Origin of the sequence: Microvirga lenta, from assembly GCF_020532555.1 — a bacterium.
Taxonomy (GTDB): domain Bacteria; phylum Pseudomonadota; class Alphaproteobacteria; order Rhizobiales; family Beijerinckiaceae; genus Microvirga; species Microvirga lenta.
In genome coordinates, this window is the sequence record NZ_JAJBBR010000010.1 from 55700 (window position 1) to 72528 (window position 16829).

14 protein-coding genes and 2 tRNA genes are annotated in these 16829 nt (G+C 64.7%); 10 read left to right on the plus strand and 6 right to left on the minus strand.

Going from position 1 to position 16829, the window contains the following annotated elements; all coding sequences use genetic code 11:
- Nucleotides 1-25 precede the first annotated feature (25 nt).
- Entirely contained in the window at nucleotides 26-2794 is a 2769-nt protein-coding gene (locus LGR44_RS16245) for an autotransporter family protein (protein ID WP_226741758.1), read from the minus strand.
- A 224-nt stretch (nucleotides 2795-3018) separates the two neighbouring features.
- Here LGR44_RS16245 and LGR44_RS16250 point away from each other — a divergent pair, with 224 nt between their 5' ends.
- From LGR44_RS16250 to LGR44_RS16260, 3 genes are read left to right on the plus strand one after another with little or no spacing between them, the layout of a single operon-like run.
- Complete coding sequence (locus LGR44_RS16250) at nucleotides 3019-4728, plus strand: ArnT family glycosyltransferase (RefSeq protein ID WP_226741759.1); 1710 nt, start codon at nucleotides 3019-3021, stop codon at nucleotides 4726-4728.
- Between the two features lie 44 nt (nucleotides 4729-4772).
- A complete protein-coding gene (locus LGR44_RS16255) occupies nucleotides 4773-5507 on the plus strand; it encodes a glycosyltransferase family 2 protein (protein WP_226741760.1) in 735 nt (244 codons plus the stop codon).
- Nucleotides 5507-5863 (plus strand): lipid-A-disaccharide synthase N-terminal domain-containing protein, encoded by a 357-nt coding sequence (locus LGR44_RS16260; RefSeq protein ID WP_226741761.1) that lies wholly within the window; start codon nucleotides 5507-5509, stop codon nucleotides 5861-5863. The genes LGR44_RS16255 and LGR44_RS16260 overlap by 1 nt, the downstream gene beginning before the upstream one ends.
- A gap of 27 nt (nucleotides 5864-5890) precedes the next feature.
- Here the strand turns inward: LGR44_RS16260 and metC are convergent, their stop codons facing one another.
- Nucleotides 5891-7087, minus strand: a complete 1197-nt coding sequence (gene metC / locus LGR44_RS16265) for a cystathionine beta-lyase (RefSeq protein ID WP_226741762.1) — start codon at nucleotides 7085-7087, stop codon at nucleotides 5891-5893.
- A gap of 224 nt (nucleotides 7088-7311) precedes the next feature.
- Here metC and LGR44_RS16270 point away from each other — a divergent pair, with 224 nt between their 5' ends.
- The 5 genes from LGR44_RS16270 (at nucleotide 7312) to LGR44_RS16290 (ending at nucleotide 12320) form a co-directional block, all read left to right on the plus strand.
- A complete protein-coding gene (locus tag LGR44_RS16270) occupies nucleotides 7312-8331 on the plus strand; it encodes an amino acid ABC transporter substrate-binding protein (protein WP_226741763.1) in 1020 nt (339 codons plus the stop codon).
- Between the two features lie 135 nt (nucleotides 8332-8466).
- Complete coding sequence (locus LGR44_RS16275) at nucleotides 8467-9669, plus strand: amino acid ABC transporter permease (RefSeq protein WP_226741764.1); 1203 nt, start codon at nucleotides 8467-8469, stop codon at nucleotides 9667-9669.
- A gap of 8 nt (nucleotides 9670-9677) precedes the next feature.
- On the plus strand, nucleotides 9678-10997 hold the full coding sequence (locus LGR44_RS16280; protein WP_226741765.1) for an amino acid ABC transporter permease: 1320 nt from the start codon (nucleotides 9678-9680) through the stop codon (nucleotides 10995-10997).
- 17 nt (nucleotides 10998-11014) lie between these two features.
- Nucleotides 11015-11791, plus strand: a complete 777-nt coding sequence (locus tag LGR44_RS16285; RefSeq protein WP_226741766.1) for an amino acid ABC transporter ATP-binding protein — start codon at nucleotides 11015-11017, stop codon at nucleotides 11789-11791.
- A gap of 148 nt (nucleotides 11792-11939) precedes the next feature.
- A complete protein-coding gene (locus tag LGR44_RS16290) occupies nucleotides 11940-12320 on the plus strand; it encodes a hypothetical protein (RefSeq protein WP_226741767.1) in 381 nt (126 codons plus the stop codon).
- Here LGR44_RS16290 and sseA read toward each other — a convergent pair.
- The 4 genes from sseA to LGR44_RS16310 form a co-directional block, all read right to left on the minus strand.
- A complete protein-coding gene (gene sseA, locus LGR44_RS16295) occupies nucleotides 12317-13171 on the minus strand; it encodes a 3-mercaptopyruvate sulfurtransferase (RefSeq protein WP_226741768.1) in 855 nt (284 codons plus the stop codon). The genes LGR44_RS16290 and sseA overlap by 4 nt on opposite strands.
- Nucleotides 13172-13190: 19 nt before the next feature.
- The gene (locus LGR44_RS16300) at nucleotides 13191-13985 is read right to left on the minus strand and encodes an alanyl-tRNA editing protein (protein WP_226741769.1); all 795 of its coding nucleotides are present in this window, start codon (nucleotides 13983-13985) and stop codon (nucleotides 13191-13193) included.
- A gap of 38 nt (nucleotides 13986-14023) precedes the next feature.
- Nucleotides 14024-15481 carry a cryptochrome/photolyase family protein gene (locus tag LGR44_RS16305; protein WP_226741770.1) on the minus strand — a complete coding sequence of 486 codons (1458 nt, stop codon included), beginning with the start codon at nucleotides 15479-15481 and terminating at the stop codon, nucleotides 14024-14026.
- A 103-nt stretch (nucleotides 15482-15584) separates the two neighbouring features.
- Nucleotides 15585-15659 (minus strand) — tRNA-Asn (locus tag LGR44_RS16310).
- 214 nt (nucleotides 15660-15873) lie between these two features.
- On the opposite strand from LGR44_RS16310, the gene LGR44_RS16315 reads away from it, so the two are divergent.
- Nucleotides 15874-15947 (plus strand) — tRNA-Cys (locus tag LGR44_RS16315).
- Nucleotides 15948-15968: 21 nt separating this feature from the next.
- The gene (locus tag LGR44_RS16320; RefSeq protein ID WP_226741771.1) at nucleotides 15969-16631 is read left to right on the plus strand and encodes a protein-L-isoaspartate O-methyltransferase family protein; all 663 of its coding nucleotides are present in this window, start codon (nucleotides 15969-15971) and stop codon (nucleotides 16629-16631) included.
- Nucleotides 16632-16829: the final 198 nt, after the last annotated feature.

A 16829-nucleotide genomic window follows, 5' to 3' on the forward strand; every position in this document is an offset into this window, starting at 1 on the left:
CGAGCGGCGGCCGGACGGCGTGCCTTCAGAACTTCCAGGTCAGGTCGCCCTTGACAGTCTGATCCTGCGTTCTCCCGGAGATCTGCCCGGAATAGCTCACGCCGAGGGTTGCGGCAGGGCCGACCGCGAGGTCGAGACCCGCCTCCACGACGAGAGCATCGCGCGCAACAGGCGCTCCGGTAACGCTGAAGGGGAATGCGCCGTCCTGAAAGGTCATCAGAGCCGCAGGCTCCACATCGCCGAAGGCATGGCGCCAGCCAAGGGTGCCCCGGACCGTGAGGGCCGTCGTTTCGCTCAGGGCGATCCGGTTCGCCACCCGGACGCCGAGAGTCGAGAAGGTCGTATTGGCGCTGCCGCCCCTTGCGTTCAGGGCCGCTGCCCCACCGGTTTCCGTGAGGCCGTCCGTGTGCAGGTTCACATGAGCCAGTGCGGCAAAGGGCTCGAGGGCGGCAGTGCCCAAGGCAAGGCCATATCCCACCTCGCCGAAGATCTGCGCGGTGCGCCCGTCCCGGTCGCTGACCAGGGTGTCGGAGAAGCCCGGGAAGACGACCTGCCGATTCACGCCGATGCTGTGCCAGCTCAGGGCCGAACCGAGGCGGACGCCGAGCGGTCCCCACTGCCCGCCGCCATAGGCCGCGACGTGGTAATTGTCGCTGGTGCCCGAGGAGACCGTCCGGTCCGTATCGAAGCTGGTCTGGCTGTACCCGCCCGCGATGCCGACGCGCCACCCGTCTCCCGCCAGCGAGTCCGCGCCGAGGAGGAAGCCTCCTGTCGAAGTGTCGATGCCTGCATGTGCCCTGTCCGTGTTCCTGCCCCAGGAGCCGAAACCCTGTCCCCACAGGCCGACGGTCGTTCCATGAGGCGTCTGAACGGTGCCGGGGGGAGCCGACAGGGAGGCAAGGGAGCCGTCGCCTGTGAAGGTCTGGCGCATGCGGTTCGTCGCCGCGTCACGCACATAGCGGCTGGTGTCGAGCAGAACGCCGCGTGCCGAGGCATGGATATCGCCTGCGAGGTTTCCGAAAGCACCGCGCGCGGACGTTTCATCCAGCTGCAGGATTGCGCCATAGACCTGATGGGTGGGCGCGAGAGCTTCCGCCGCCGCGCCCGCAGCCCTTTCATTGCCGGTGAGGCCGATATCGGCAAAGGCCAGACCATTGCGGGCGAGGTTCATGGTCACCGCGCGGGAGCCATAGGTCAGCGACGGGTCGAAGAATGCGAAGCTGTCCGTCACCCGGGCGAAGCGGCCCTCGACGGCACCTGCCGTTAGGATCTGCGCAGTCGTGTTCTGGTGCAGGGGATCGACGCGGCCACTGACGTGGAGGGTGCCGCCCAGCGTGGCAGTTTGCTCCACGGAAAGGCGACTGGAGTCGCCGTCGCGGACCCGGATGGCGAGAATGCCCATGTCGGTCTGCACATAACGACCCTGAACGGTCAGCACACCCGGAGCGGTCGCGGAGCCCGGGGCCACGACGCCGCCTTTGTTCGCCACGCCGAAGGGGGTGACGATCCGGCCGGTTCCGCTGAGGGTTCCGCCGGAGATATCGAGCAGGCCCGTCGAGAGAGTTCCGTCGACGGCGAGCCGCCCGTCGGAAAGCTCGGTGCCGAGGATCGCCGCGAGTTCACGCCCACGGGGCAGGGAAAGGGCCGATTGCTCGCCACCGATCCACAGGCTGTCGATGGTCGCGTTCATGTCGAGGGTCATCGTGCCGGGCTGCGTCAGCGCGACCTGATAGTAGCGCCCGATGGCGCCGGCCCCTCTGAAATGGCCGTCCCTGTTGTTCGGTACGGCGCCGGATCCCGTGGCCGTGTCACTCCAGGCGGACCGGTCGCTCCAGACATGATCGCCCGCCCGTGCCCGAACCTGGCGCAGGGCATTGTGCTGGTCGATCCAGCTCAGATAATCGGCGACGGAGGTCCAGCCCGTCACGCTGCCATAGCCGAATTGCGGCGCATCGTAGTTGACGACCCAGTCCGCGACGCCGATCTGGACCAGGCCCCCCTCCGTCACCACGAAGAGCGGGCCGCCGCTGTCGCCAGGAGCGGCGCCGGCTTGGAGATGCGGAAGCGGACCGACCGGATCGTCGGGATGGGCCGGATCCTCGAACTGGCCCATGATGTAGCGCTGCTTGTTGCCGGTCATCCCGGCCTCTTCTCCCGTCAGATAGCCTCCGAAGAGGGTCTCGCCGACCCGACGCTTGTCGTCGTAGGGGCCGGTATCCCGGTAGGGAGGGTTGGAGCCGGTGCCGGAGGCTCCGTAGCCCACCATTCGGATGACGGTGCCCACCGGGGGGAGGGGATCGCCTGCCTTGACCAGCTTCACCGGGGTCAGGTCGGTGACCGGAGCGGCGAGGGATATCAGGGCGATGTCGTTGTTGAGAGGCCCGTGGTTGTACTGCGCATGGGCCGCGACTCCGCTGATCAGCCTGTTGTTCGGGTTCGGCTGCGTCGCGATCGGGGAGAAGCTGATATAGGTATTGTCGTTGGAGATATAGAGCTGGCCCGGACCGTGCTCCACGCAATGGGCTGCCGTCAGGATCGTGCGGGCGTTGATGAGGCTGCCCGTGCAGTTTGCGCCGCCGCCGGTCACCAAGGCTGCGACGCTGCTGTAGACGTTATCCCGGTCGTAGTAGTTGCCGATGCCGCCGGCCTCGTTCGCCGCCTTGTCGTTGAGAACGACAGCCTGGGCCGGGGCGAGACTGGCGAGGACGAAGAGGAAGGGGATAAGGCTCGACCCCACCGGTCCGGCCAGGCACGTGGTCGCGCAAAGGCGATCGCCCAGGGTTGTCCTGTGCAAGGTCATCTCGTCTGCCCCCTCTATTTATATAGGTTGGGCTTCGTATAGAGCTTGAGCGCAGCTTTCGTCGAGGGGGATTTTCCGCGGACAGGGAGGGATTTCCGGCCGCTACCTTCCGTCAATTTGACTTCGCTGTGGGTTTGGAGGACATCAGCGCCCTTCAAGGGTGTTTCGCCTGTAGATTGCTCTCTTGATAAGGACATCTTCCGTCTCCGGAGCTTTTGATGGACGGTTTCGTCTCACAGCAGCGGTTGTCTTTGCGTCATTTGTCCGCTGCCCAGCTGACAAGCGTCGCCGAGCGGAGCCATGCCCGCCTCTGCTTCATCCTCGTGCTGCTCTCGCTGGCGTGCTTCCTGCCGGGTTTCGCCTCCCTCCAGCCCATGGACAGGGACGAGCCGCGATATGCCCAGGCCTCGAAGCAGATGCTCGAGACCGGGGACTTCGTGGATATCCGCTTTCAGGATGAGGCGCGTCACAAGAAGCCGGTCGGAATCTATTGGATGCAGAGTGCGGCCGTGGCCGCCGGGGAGGCGCTGGGAGTCCCCGAGGCGCGGACCACCATCGCCCTCTACCGGATTCCGTCCCTGCTGGGCGCCCTCGCCACCGTTCTGCTGACCTACTGGGCCTCCCTGGCCTTCCTCGGCCGACGCGGAGCCTTCCTGGCCGCCGGTCTCATGGCGACATCGGTGATCCTCATGGTGGAGGCGAGACTCGCCAAGACGGATGCGGCCCTCGCCGCTTGCGCCGTTGCGGCCATGGGCGGCTTGGCGCGGGCCTATCTCAGCCGGGGAGCCGGCGTCCTGCCGCGGCGGACCCTTCTCATCTTCTGGCTCGGCATCGCCGGCGGCATCCTCATCAAGGGGCCTCTCATCCTGATGTTCGTCGGCTTGACCGCCGCCGTGCTCGCCTATCGGGAGCGCTCGGCCCGCTGGCTGCTGACGCTCCGGCCCTGGCTCGGCGGATTGATCACACTTCTGATCGTGCTGCCCTGGTTCGTCGCCATCGCGATCAAGAGCGGCGGAGCCTTCTATTCGGCCTCTGTGGGCCACGACATGCTGGGCAAGGTCGGTACGGCGCAGACCTATCACTGGGCCCCTCCCGGCTTCTATCTGCTCTCCTTCTTCGCCACGTTCTGGCCGGGAGCCATCCTCGCGGCCATCGCGGTGCCCTTCGCCTGGATCCACCGGAAAGAGGAGCCGGTCGCGTTTGCCCTGGCCTGGATCGTCCCCGCTTGGCTCGTCTTCGAGATCGTGCCGACCAAGCTGCCGCACTACACGATGCCGCTCTTCCCGGCGGTCGCCATTGTGACGGTGATGGCCGTCTCCCGCCATTTCGTCGGTCCCCATCGGCCCGCGGCCAAGTTCGCGACGATCCTGATCCCGTTCATCCCGGTCGGCCTCACCATCGGCCTGTCGGCGGTCGCCTGGACCTTCGATGGCGCCTTACCTTATCGGGGTCTGCCGCTGATGGTCCTGTCGTCGCTGGCAGCGCTTTATGCCTGGCGGCTTTTCGTGAGGAACCGGGTCATCGGCTCCGTCTGGGCGAGCTTCGCTTCGGCCGTATTCCTTGCCATCGGCGTATTCGGGCTGACCCAGCTCGATCTGCGCTCCCTCAAGGCTTCGCCGCGGCTGGCGGAGGTGGCGCGCAACCTCGCCTGCGAGAATCCGCGCGTCGCGACCCTCGGCTACCGGGAGCCCAGTCTGGTCTTCCTGACGGGAGCGAACCTCGACATGCTCGAAACCGGGGCCCAGGCCTCGGCCTTCCTGCAGCAGGGCGGCTGCCGCCTCGTCTTCGTCGAGAGACGTTTCGAGGACGAGTTCCGGGCTGAAAATGCGCGCCTTGGTTTGAGGCCGTCGCTCTCGACGCGCGTCGCAGGGTTCAATATCAACAGCGGGCGCCGGCTCGACATCGGAGCCTACGCAACCGGCTTCTGAGGCTGGCGCACTGCTTGTAGAGGTGGCCTCGAGGCCATGAATTGATGACCCACACTCCCTCGGCACCGCGTATCAGCGTGGTCGTTCCGGTCAAGAATGAAGCCTTGAACATCCTTCCCCTGGTGGAGGAGATCGAGCAGGCCTGCGCGCCTCTGGGCTCCTTCGAGGTGATCTACGTCGACGACGGCTCGACCGATGCCACCGTCGAGCAGGTTCTCGGCGCCCGCGCGACCCGGCCTTGGCTGCGGCTGGTCCGGCACGAGGCGAGTTGCGGACAGAGCGCAGCCGTCCGGACGGGAGTCTATGCGGCCCATGCCCCGATCGTCGTGACCCTGGACGGGGACGGACAGAACGATCCCGCCTTCATCCCGAAGCTGGTGGCGGCCCTCGACGATCCCGCCACCGGCCTCGCTGCCGGTCAGCGGGTGGGGCGCAAGGACGGATCTTACAAGAAGTGGCAGTCGCGCATCGCGAACGGGGTGCGCGGCAGGATCCTGAAGGACGGGACCCGGGATACCGGCTGCGGCCTGAAGGCCTTCCGGCGTGACGTCTATCTGCGGCTGCCTTACTTCGATGCCCTGCACCGCTTCATGCCCGCGCTGATCAAGCGCGATGGCTACGGCATCGCCCATGTGGACGTGGTGGACCGGCCGCGCCATGCGGGGCAATCGAATTACGGGCTCTTCGACCGCCTCTGGGTCGGAATTCTCGACTTGGCAGGCGTCTGGTGGCTGATCCGCCGCCGTCGCCGCGTGCCGGTCGCTCAGGAGATCAACTGATGCTGATGCGGTTGTCGCACGACCTCGGCCTGTACTTCTACGATGTGGTCATCGCCCGCTTCGACGTGTGGGCGGCTTTCGGCGTGTTGGCTCAGTTGGTCTTCGGAGCCCGGTTCATCGTGCAATGGATCGCGAGCGAGAGGGCGGACCGCAGCGTCATTCCTGTGGGCTTCTGGTTCCTGTCGATCGCAGGCGGGCTGATGACCCTGGTCTATGGCTTTGCCCGCCGGGACATCGTCATCATTTTCGGCCAGGCGCTGTCGGTCTTCATCTATGTTCGCAATCTGATGCTGATTGCGAAGGAGGCCCGCTCCAAGAAGGCCGAGCCTCGGATCGCCGAAGGGGCGGAGGGCTAGGCCCTTTCGGCCCAGCCCCCGGGCCACTCAGGCCGCTTTCGCGTCCGTTTCCCGAAGCCGGGCGAAGCCTGCATCGAGATCGCGCTTGAGATCGTCGAGGTCCTCCAGGCCGATATGGAAGCGCAGGGCGTGACCGCCGGGCTTCCACTGCGTCGCGGTGCGGTAGGTGGAGCAGTCGAAGGGGATCACGAGGCTCTCGAATCCACCCCAGGAATAGCCCATGCCGAAGAGGCCGAGGCCATCCAGCATGGCGGCCAGCGCGCGGTCGGAGCAGGGCTTCAGGATCACCGAGAACAGCCCCGACGAGCCTTTGAAATCGCGCTTCCAGATGTCGTGGCCCGGATAGCTTTCCAGGGCCGGATGCAGAACCCGCGCCACTTCCGGGCGGGCCTCGAGCCACCGCGCCATGTCGAGCGCCTGCTTCTCGTGCTCGCGCAGGCGCAGCGCCATGGTGCGCAGGCCCCGCAGGCCGAGGAACACGTCTTCCGGACCCGGGCACATGGCGAAGGCATCGTAAGCGGCGCGCAGGGCCTTGAAGCAGCGCTCATTCGCCGAAACCATTCCGAGGAGGAGGTCCGAGCCGCCGCTGAGGTACTTCGTGCCGGCCTCGATGGCGATGTCGACGCCCCGCTCATGCGGCGGATAGAGGAGGGGGGTGGCCCAGGTATTGTCCATGAGAACCACGGCACCGTGCCGGTGCGCCACCTCGGCGATGGCCGGGATGTCCTGCATCTCGAAGGATTGCGAGCCGGGGGCTTCCGTAAAGACAGCGGCGGTGTTGGGCCGGATCAGCGTTTCGATCCCGGCGCCGATCAGCGGGTCGTAATAGGTGGTTTCCACACCAAATTTCTTCAGCATTCCTTCGCAGAAATGCCGGGTCGGCAGGTACACCGAATCCGTCATCAGCAGATGGTCGCCCGCCTTGAGGCAGGACATGAGGGCGACGGTGACGGCGGCAAGCCCCGAGGGCGCCAGAACCGTCCCTGCGGCGCCCGACAGTTCCGTCCAGGCTTTTTCCAGGGCCTCGGTGGTCGGAGTTCCTTTCGTTCCATAGGAATAGCGGCCGCGCCGGTGCAGGAGATCGTCCGTCGTGGGGTAGAGAACGGTCGAGCCCCGATAGATGGGCGTGTTCACGAAACCGTGCTGTTCCGACGGATCGCGTCCGGCATGGACCAGGCGGGTGCGATCACCGAGTTCTGTGGGCTTGGGAGCGAATTTTGACATCGTTTCAAGGGGCTGGTGACGGGGCCCTGATGTGAGACCGGGCCCGGGTCGCCGTCAACCCCGGCGCCATAGGGCACCCATCAAGACTTGACCAGTGACCAATCATAGAATGTGATAGGTCCAAGAACGTTTCGTTCAAGAACGGCGAAACGCTCTAACAGGGAACTCGGCTCGGCGGACCAGAAATGCCAAGCCAAGTCGTCAAAGTGGGAGAACATACAAACATGAAAAAGGCTCTCGTATCGATTGCCTTCGGCCTCACGGCCAGCCTGTTCGCGACGGGCGCCTCGGCTCAAGCGACGCTGAACAGCGTCAAGCAGAAGGGATTCCTGACCTGCGGCTCCAACACGGGCCTCGCCGGATTCGGCGTTCCGGACGCTCAGGGCAACTGGACCGGTCTCGACGTGGATCTCTGCCGCGCCATCGCAGCAGCCATCTTCGATGACCCGACCAAGGTCCGCTACATCCCGCTGGCCGCCAAGGACCGTTTCACCGCGCTCCAGTCGGGCGAGGTCGACGTGCTGTCCCGCAACTCGACCCACACCATGTCGCGCGACACGCAGCTCGGCCTGGATTTCCCGACCATCAACTACTACGACGGCCAGGGCTTCATGGTCCGCAAGTCGCTCGGTGTTTCTTCGGCTAAGGAGCTGGACGGCGCCTCGATCTGCACCCAGCAGGGCACGACCACCGAGCTGAACCTCGCCGACTACTTCCGTGCGAACAACATGAAGTACGAAGTGGTGGCCTTCGCGACCTCCGACGAGACGTTCAAGGCCTACGATTCCGGCCGCTGCGACGCCTTCACGACGGATGCCTCGGGTCTCTATGCCGAGCGCCTGCGCGCCTCCGCTCCCGATGATCACGTGGTTCTGCCCGAGATCATCTCCAAGGAGCCGCTCGGACCGGCGGTCCGCCATGGCGACGACCAGTGGGCCGACATCGTCCGCTGGACGCACAATGCCATGCTGAATGCCGAGGAGCTCGGCGTCACCAAGGCCAATGTCGACCAGATGAAGACCTCCGAGAACCCGGAGATCAAGCGTCTGCTCGGCTCGGAAGGCAAGTTCGGTGAGGCGATCGGCCTGACCAACGACTGGGCCTACCGGATCATCAAGAACGTCGGCAACTATGGTGAAATCTTCGAAGCCAATGTCGGCGAGGGTTCGCGCCTGAAGATCAAGCGCGGCCAGAACGCCCTTTGGACGAAGGGTGGCCTGCAGTACGGCATTCCGATCCGCTAAGCGGTATGGAATGGGGCGTCCGGACATGTCCGGACGCCCCTTTATCGTTGTAACGATTGCCGCCAGTTCCTGGCACAACGACGTTTGAATGATTGAAATCGACGGCTGGTATGTCGCCGTCAGGGGATGAGTTGAGTGCAGACAGCTGTCAGCCAGGCACCGTCGCCGAAGAGGTCGTTCCTTTACGACCCGAATGTTCGCGGCATCTTCTATCAGGTTCTTCTCGTCGCCATCGTCAGCTATCTGTTCTACGCTGCCGCGACGAATGCCATCGATAACCTGCAGCGCGCGAGAATCGCCTCAGGCTTCGGCTTCCTCGAGAATACAGCCGGATTCGACATCAGCCAGACGCTGATCACGTTCAGCGCCGCCGGCTCGACCTATGGCGAGGCCTTCGTCGTCGGCCTTCTCAACACCCTGGTCGTGTCCGCGATCGGCATCGTCTTCGCCACGATCCTCGGCTTCATCGTCGGCATCGCCCGCCTGTCCAGCAACTGGATGGTGGCCAAGGTCTCGATGGTCTATGTGGAGCTGCTCCGCAACATCCCGCTGCTTCTTCAGCTGCTGTTCTGGTACATCGCCGTCCTCGGGCCTCTGCCGCAGCCGCGCAATTCGGTCGAGATGGGCGCCGGCTTCTTCCTGAACTCCCGCGGTCTGTTCATGCCGCGTCCGCTCTATGCCTCGGACGTCTGGGTGGTCTTCGCCGCCCTCGCGGTCGGGATCGTCGCGACCGCCGTCTTCCGTTACTGGGCGAGGAAGCAGCAGGAGGCGACGGGCCGTCAGTATCCCGTCGGGCTCGTGACTCTGGCGCTCGTCCTCGGCCTGCCTGTCGCCGCATGGGTGGTTCTCGCCCTCGCGGGTGCAAACCCGATCAGCTTCGAGATGCCGCAGAAGGGCACGTTCAACCTCCAGGGCGGAATGCAGGTTCTGCCCGAGTTCGTGGCCCTGCTCCTCGGATTGACGACCTATACGGCCGCCTTCATCGCCGAGGTCGTGCGCGCCGGCATCCTTGCGGTCTCCAAGGGGCAGACGGAGGCGGCGGGCTCGCTGGGCCTCAAGCCGGGGCAAACGCTCCGGCTCGTGGTGATCCCGCAGGCCATGCGGGTCATCATTCCGCCCCTGACCAGTCAGTACCTCAACCTCACGAAGAACTCGTCCCTCGCCGTGGCGATCGGCTATCCCGATCTCGTCCAGGTCTTCATGGGAACGGTGCTCAACCAGACGGGCCAGGCCATCGAGGTCGTCGTCATCACCATGGGCGTGTATCTGACGATCAGCCTCGTGACGTCGTTCTTCATGAACATCTACAACCGCCGCGTGGCGATTGTTGAACGGTAGGAGATCCGATGAGCACTACCGTCGATATGTTCCGCTACGTGCGTGACGAGAACGTCGAGGCGTCGCCGCCGCCGAATCTGGCGCGCGGGCCGATCGCCTGGATGCGGGAGAACCTGTTCTCCGGCCCGTTCAACACCATCCTGACCCTGGTGGTCCTGTATCTGCTCTACGTCAGCATCCCGCCGCTGGTGGAGTTCCTCTTCATCAACGCGGTCTGGACCGGAGCGGATCGGGATGCCTGCCGTGCGGAGACGGCCGGTCACCCGGTCGGAGCCTGCTGGGCCTTCGTGATCGATAAGATCAACTACTTCGTCTACGGCTCCTATCCGGCCACCGAGCGGTGGCGGGTGGACGGCTTCTTCGCCCTGCTCGCCATCGGCGTCGTCTGGCTTCTTTGGCTCAGGGCACCTCGCCGCGATCTCGGGGCGGTCTACTTCTTCTGGCTGTTCCCGCTCCTGTCCTACATTCTGCTGACCGGCGGAAACTGGGACTTCCGCGACAGCTTCTGGATCGGCTTCATCGTCTTTTCCATCCTGCTGGTGGCGGGCATCGCCTTGGCGGCACGCGCACTCAAGACGTCGATGCGCGCGGGCTTGATCGTCGGCATCGGCATCGTGGCGGTGATCGGCATCACCCTTGCCCTGGTCGAGATCGATTGGGGGCTGGAGCACGTGCCGACGGCCCTCTGGGGCGGCATCCTCGTCACCCTTCTGGTGGCGACGGTGGGCATCGTGTTCTCGCTTCCCTTCGGCATCCTGCTCGCCCTGGGACGCCGGTCCAAGCTGCCCGTCGTGCGGCTGGCATCGGTGATCTTCATCGAGTTCGTGCGCGGCGTGCCGCTGATCACGGTGCTGATCATGGCCAACACCATGCTGCCGCTCTTCCTGCCGGGCGATATGACGGTGGACCGCTTGGCGCGTCCGCTCGTGGGCGTCGCCTTCTTCGCCTCCGCCTACATGGCCGAGGTGGTGCGCGGCGGCCTGCAGGCGATGCCGAAGGGGCAGTACGAGGGCGCGATGTCCCTGGGCCTCAACTACCCGCAGATGATGATCCTCATCATCCTGCCGCAGGCCCTGCGGATCGTGATCCCGGGCATCGTCAACACCTTCATCGGCCTGTTCAAGGACACGTCGCTGGTGGCGATCGTCGGCATCTTCGATCTGGTCAAGACCATCGAGGCCTCACGCATCGACCCGAACTGGGCTGCGCCGACGATCAGCTACACGGGCTACGCCTTCGCGGCCTTCTTCTACTTCATCTTCTGTTGGGGCATGTCGCGGTACTCGCTCGGAGTCGAGCGGCGCCTTGCGGCAGGTCAGAGACACTAACAATCATGGCGACCACAATGACAGCGCAACACATCCCCGCCGCAGCCGTCGATCCGCAGGCCGAGGCCGCCGTCCAGATGATCGACGTGCACAAGTGGTACGGCGAGTTCCACGTGCTGCGGGACATCAACCTGAATGTCCGGCGTGGCGAGCGCATCGTGATCTGCGGGCCCTCCGGCTCCGGAAAATCCACCATGATCCGCTGCATCAACCGTCTCGAGGAGCACCAGAAGGGGCGCATCATCGTCGACGGTACGGAGCTGACCAACGACCTCAAGCGCATCGACGAGGTGCGCCGGGACGTCGGCATGGTGTTCCAGCACTTCAATCTCTTCCCGCACCTGACCATCCTGGAGAACTGCACCCTGGCTCCGATCTGGGTGAAGAAGATGCCCAGGAAGGAAGCCGAAGAGGTCGCCATGCACTACCTGACCCGGGTCAAGATCCCGGAGCAGGCGAACAAGTACCCGGGCCAGCTCTCCGGCGGCCAGCAGCAGCGCGTGGCGATTGCCCGCTCGCTGTGCATGAGCCCCAAGATCATGCTCTTCGACGAGCCGACCTCCGCGCTCGACCCCGAGATGGTGAAGGAAGTGCTCGACACCATGGTGGGGCTCGCCGACGAGGGCATGACCATGCTGTGCGTGACCCACGAAATGGGCTTCGCCCGCCAGGTGGCGGATCGGGTGATCTTCATGGATTACGGGCAGATCGTGGAAATGAACACGCCCGACGAGTTCTTCAGGAACCCGCAGCACGAGCGCACGAGGCTCTTCCTGTCCCAGATCCTGCACTGATCGCCGGACGGCGTGAAACCCGAAAGGCCCCGAGATGTCTCGGGGCCTTTTGCGTTTCGCGCTTGCCGAGCCGAAAGAATAGACATAGCTGGTATTTGAAACGATGTTTCATATTTGAGGTTTGCGCAATTAAAGAAAGGGACTGCGCTTGGTGCATCGAATTCGGTACCGGCTCTTTCCCTGGGGAGTTACCTTCGGCGGTGTTGTGCTGGTCCTTCTGGAGGTGGGCTCATTCCTATTGTTCATCACTGCACTGGTCGCCGGAACCATCGTGAACTTTACACTTCCATACTTTGGACCGGGTCTTGCGGGGCACAACTGCTATTTTACCGATGCCTTGATCGTCTACGTTGAATGCCGATCAAGCCGCCAACTCGGTACCTTGTTGAGCTGGGCTTGGTTTTGGACATGGGGCATCCACTTGCAGATCGGCTTTCTGCCTTTCTCACTCATCACTCTTATTCCCGAGCTCGTGACGGTTTGGTTGAGCACTCGTCTTCTGCGCCGGATCTTGCGCGATCCGTTCTAGAGCTTCTGTGGCAGGTCAGTCTCGACCGGTAGGTCCTCCCGCGCGCCCCATTCGGCCCAGGAGCCGTCATAGACCACGCCGGCTGGATGTCCCGCAGTCTCGAGCGCCAGCGAGAGAATCGCCGCGGAGACGCCGGAACCGCAGCTCGCGATGACCGGGCGGCCGGGATCGACGCCGGCCTGCTCCAGCGCCTGGTCGATGCCCGCCTTGTCCTTCAGGCGGCCGTTCTCGACGAGTTGCGAGAAAGGAACGTTGAGGCTCTTCGGCATGTGTCCTGCCCTCAATCCCGGACGGGGCTCGGGTGCTTCGCCACGGAAGCGGTCCGCGGGCCTCGCGTCAACCACCTGGATGCTATCCGAGCCGAGCGCCGCTTGCACGTCCGTCACGTCAGCCACGGCATCCGCATCGAAGGAGGGCGTGAACGTCCTCGGTTCGCGCTGCCGCTCCGGGCCGGTCTCGATGGGGCGCCCCTCCGCCTTCCAGGCCGGAAACCCGCCGTCCAGGATGAAGACGTTGCTCGCGCCGAAGACGCGGAAGGTCCAGCGCACCCGTGCGGCCGAGAACAGGCCCGCACCGTCATAGACGACGACGGTCATGTCCTCTGAAATGCCCATGGCGCCGACAATCCGCGCGAATTCCTCCGGCGACGGCAGCATGTGAGGCAGGGACGACGAGCGGTCCTTGACCGTGTCGATGTCGAAGCGGACCGCACCGGGAATGTGGCCGGCGAGATATTCCGCCTCCGGATCGCGGTTCTGGGTCGGGAGATACCAGGAGCCGTCCACGACCACGAGATTCGTGTCGTTCAGATGCTCCTGAAGCCATGCGGTGGAAACGAAGGGCTGCGTCATCGAACTGCTCCTGATGGGTTCAATCGACGAGGGACATGCGAACGCGACGGTTCTGCTTGCCCTTCTTCTCGATGTCGGTGATCGCCACCGTTCCGATCTCGCCGGTGCGGCGCACGTGAGTGCCGCCGCAGGGCTGGAGATCGATGCCTTCGATCTCCACGAGGCGGATGCGGCCCGAGCCTCGCGGCGGCTTCACGGACATGGTCTTGACGAGGCCCGGATTGGCATCGAGCTCCTCGTCGGTGATCCAGCGCTCCGTGACCGGAGCGTCCCGGGCGATCAGGGCATTGAGCTTCTCGGTCACATCCGCCTTGTCGAGCCCTCCTTCGGGAAGATCGAAATCGAGCCGGCCGTCCCCGTCGCCGATGGCGCCGCCGGTGACCGGGTAGGGCAGCACGACGCTGAGCAGGTGCAGGGCCGTGTGGACGCGCATCCGCTTGAAGCGCTTGGCCCAGTCGAGCTGAAGTTCGACGGACTCTCCGGGCACGATGCGGGAAGCCGCCTCCGTTCCAACCAGATGGACGATCTGCGACCGGTCGGGGCCGTAGACCGTGTTCGTCACGGCGATCCGCTCGCCGTTGGAGCGAAGAATCGCACCGGCATCGCCGGGCTGGCCGCCGCCTTGAGCATAGAACACCGTGCGGTCGAGAACGACGCCGCCTTCCGGCGTGACGCCGGTCACCGTCGCCTGACAGGAGGAAGCATAGGCATCGTCGCGAAACAGGGGCGTCGTGGCAGTCATCATCGTTCCGTCGTAGTGAGCTTGAGACCGGCGTTCAGGCAGCCGGAGGATCCGGCGCGATGCTGACGGCAACCGGGCGGGCGGGTCAAGCGCTCTTCGCCGAAAGAGAATCAGGGTGATGGCACGCGCAGGCTGCGAAAAGCCTCCAAGGCCCGCTCCCGTGCGGCGCCGTGCGGCACCACGGGGTGAGGATACGTCTCTCCCGGCCTGATGCCGACGGAACGGAGCAGGTCCGGCGAGGCCTCCCATGGCTTGTGGATCAGCGCCGCCGGCAGGCCGGCAAGCTCCGGCAGATATTCCCGTATGTAGTCTCCGCCTGGATCGAACTTCTCGCCTTGGGCGACCGGGTTGAAGATGCGATGGAACGGAGCCGAGTCCGGGCCGCTTCCGGCGGTCCACTGCCAGCCGAAGGCGTTGTTGGCCGCATCCGCATCCACCAGGGTGTCCCAGAACCAGGCTTCCCCTTGCCGCCAATCGGTCAGGAGATGCTTGATCAGGAAGGATGCGGCGATCATCCGGACCCGGTTGTGCATCCAGCCGGTCTGCCAGAGCTGGCGCATGCCTGCATCGACGATGGGATAGCCGGTCCGTCCGTGCTGCCAGGCCGCGAGCATCCGCGCGTCCTCGCTCCAGGGAAATCGCTCGAAGCGGGCGTTGTGGGAGGCGGATGGGAGATGGGGGTGGTCGTGGAGAAGCTGGTGGCTGAAGTCGCGCCAGATCACCTCGCCCAGGAATTTCGCCGCATCCCGCTCCAGGTCGGGCTCTTCCGCAATGCGCGCGGCCACAGCGTGCCAGATCTGCCGCGGGCTGATTTCGCCGAACCGCAGGTGCGGAGACAGGCGCGACGTGCCGGCCATGGCGGGCCTGTCCCGATTCTCCGCATAGCCCCGCAGAGCCGTGTCCAGAAACCGCGAAAGCTTCTCCCGAGCCGGGACCTCTCCCCGCCGCCAGCTGCGTCTGAGACCTCCCGCCCAGTCAGGTCGGGAAGGTTCGAGTCCCATCGACGCAAGGGGGATATGCGCGCGGCGAATGGATGGAGGCCAGTGTCCGGCGGAAATGGCTCTTGGGGCGGGCAGGGGAACTGGAATCGCCCTGGACAGGACGACGCGCAGGTAAGGAGTGAAGACCTGGAACGGGCGTCCGGCCTGGTTCTTGATCTCCCAAGGCTCGTGGATGAGCCGGCCGTTGAAGCTGCGGACGGCGATTCCCTTGTTCTGCAGCGAGGCTTTGATGGCTGAATCGACAGCGATTTCCGGTGCCGCATAGCGGCGATTCCAGAACACGGCGGCAGCATCAGTCTCCCGGACAAGCCATTCCACGACGTCGTGGGCATGACCTCTCAGCAGAATCAGCTCGGATCCGAGAGCCTTCAGGGACGAGTCCAGGCCTTCGAGAGAACCGTGAAGCCACCAGCGTGCTGCGCCGCCAAACGGACGAAAACCCTCGGATGCCTCGTCGAGAATATAGAAACACAGAATCGGCGAGCCGCTCGCAAGCGCCGCCGTCAAAGCGGGATTGTCGGACAGGCGGTGATCGTCACGAAACCAGACGAGGGCCGGAGCGGGCAAAGTCCTCTCCGTCAGCGGCGCAGTGCCGCCGGGCACGCGGAAAACCCGTCCAGAACGGGAGGGCCGAGGCTGAAGATGGGAGATCGTCCTATCATGGGAAGGATGGCTCCGGCGGTAGGATTCGAACCTACGACCAACGGATTAACAGTCCGCTGCGCTACCGCTGCGCCACGCCGGAATATCGCCACACCTTCAGGAAGCGCGGTGTGCTTCCCTGGGCCGGTGCGTCTGGCGAACCAGATGCCGCAGCGGCCTGCGGTGGGGAGGCATATAACGGGGGCTTGGGCGGGTTGCAAGTCCCTTGATTGTGACTCATCTCGAAAAGCGACTGTTGCTCTTTTGGTGCGGGCTCTGCTATGGAGCACCCGTCGCGTTCGCGGCACGCCCCGGATGGCCTCGTGGCGGAGTGGTTACGCAGAGGACTGCAAATCCTTGCACCCCGGTTCGATTCCGGGCGAGGCCTCCAAAATTTCTTCTGAGGCAATCTATGGTCGATTTCACGCAGGCGCGCCGTATGATGGTTGATAGCCAGCTGCGCACGTTCGATGTGAACGACATTCCTCTTTTGGATGCCATGGACGACGTGCCGCGGGAGCGGTTCGTGCTGCCGGGGCGCGAGGAGCTTGCCTATATCGATCAGGATATTCCCGTCAGCAAAGGCGCCGAAAGGCGCTACATGCTGTCGCCCATGGTGATGGGGCGTCTGATCCAGGCCCTCGGAATCGAGGCCGGGGACGCGGTTCTCGATGTGGCCTGCGGTCGCGGCTATTCTTCCGCCGTTCTTGCCACCCTGGGCGCACAGGTGACGGCCCTTGAATCGGACGAGGGGCTCGCCGCCACCGCTGCAGAGTGCCTTGCCGCTGCCGGTGTCGCGGGTGTCACCGTCAAGTACGGCCCCCTGGATCAGGGCTGTCCGGAAAATGCCCCCTACAAGGCCATCCTCATCAACGGCGCCGTCGAGCTGCGTCCCGAGCGCCTGCTCGAGCAGCTGGCCGACGGTGGGCGTCTGGTCTGCGTGAAGGGCCGCGGCCGTGCCGCTCGTGCGACGCTCTACGTCCGTTCCGGCGACACTTTCGGCGAGCGCACCATGTTCGATGCCGCCGCTCCTCTGCTCGAGCCGTTCCAGGCCAAGCCCGGATTCACGTTCTGAGTCGGTCGGCACGGGAGCCGGCAGTGTCGCTTTTTTGCGCCACTCCCCCACTAATCGCTACTAACCGCCGCACAGACGATTGCCGACTCTTACCCCTTGGGTATTGTTTCGCTTTGAGTCGGGTTGGATTAGAAAATTCATAGGTCGGGCTGCGGGAGGACCGCTGAGCCGACGGGCAGGTGGGCGTGAACAACAGTC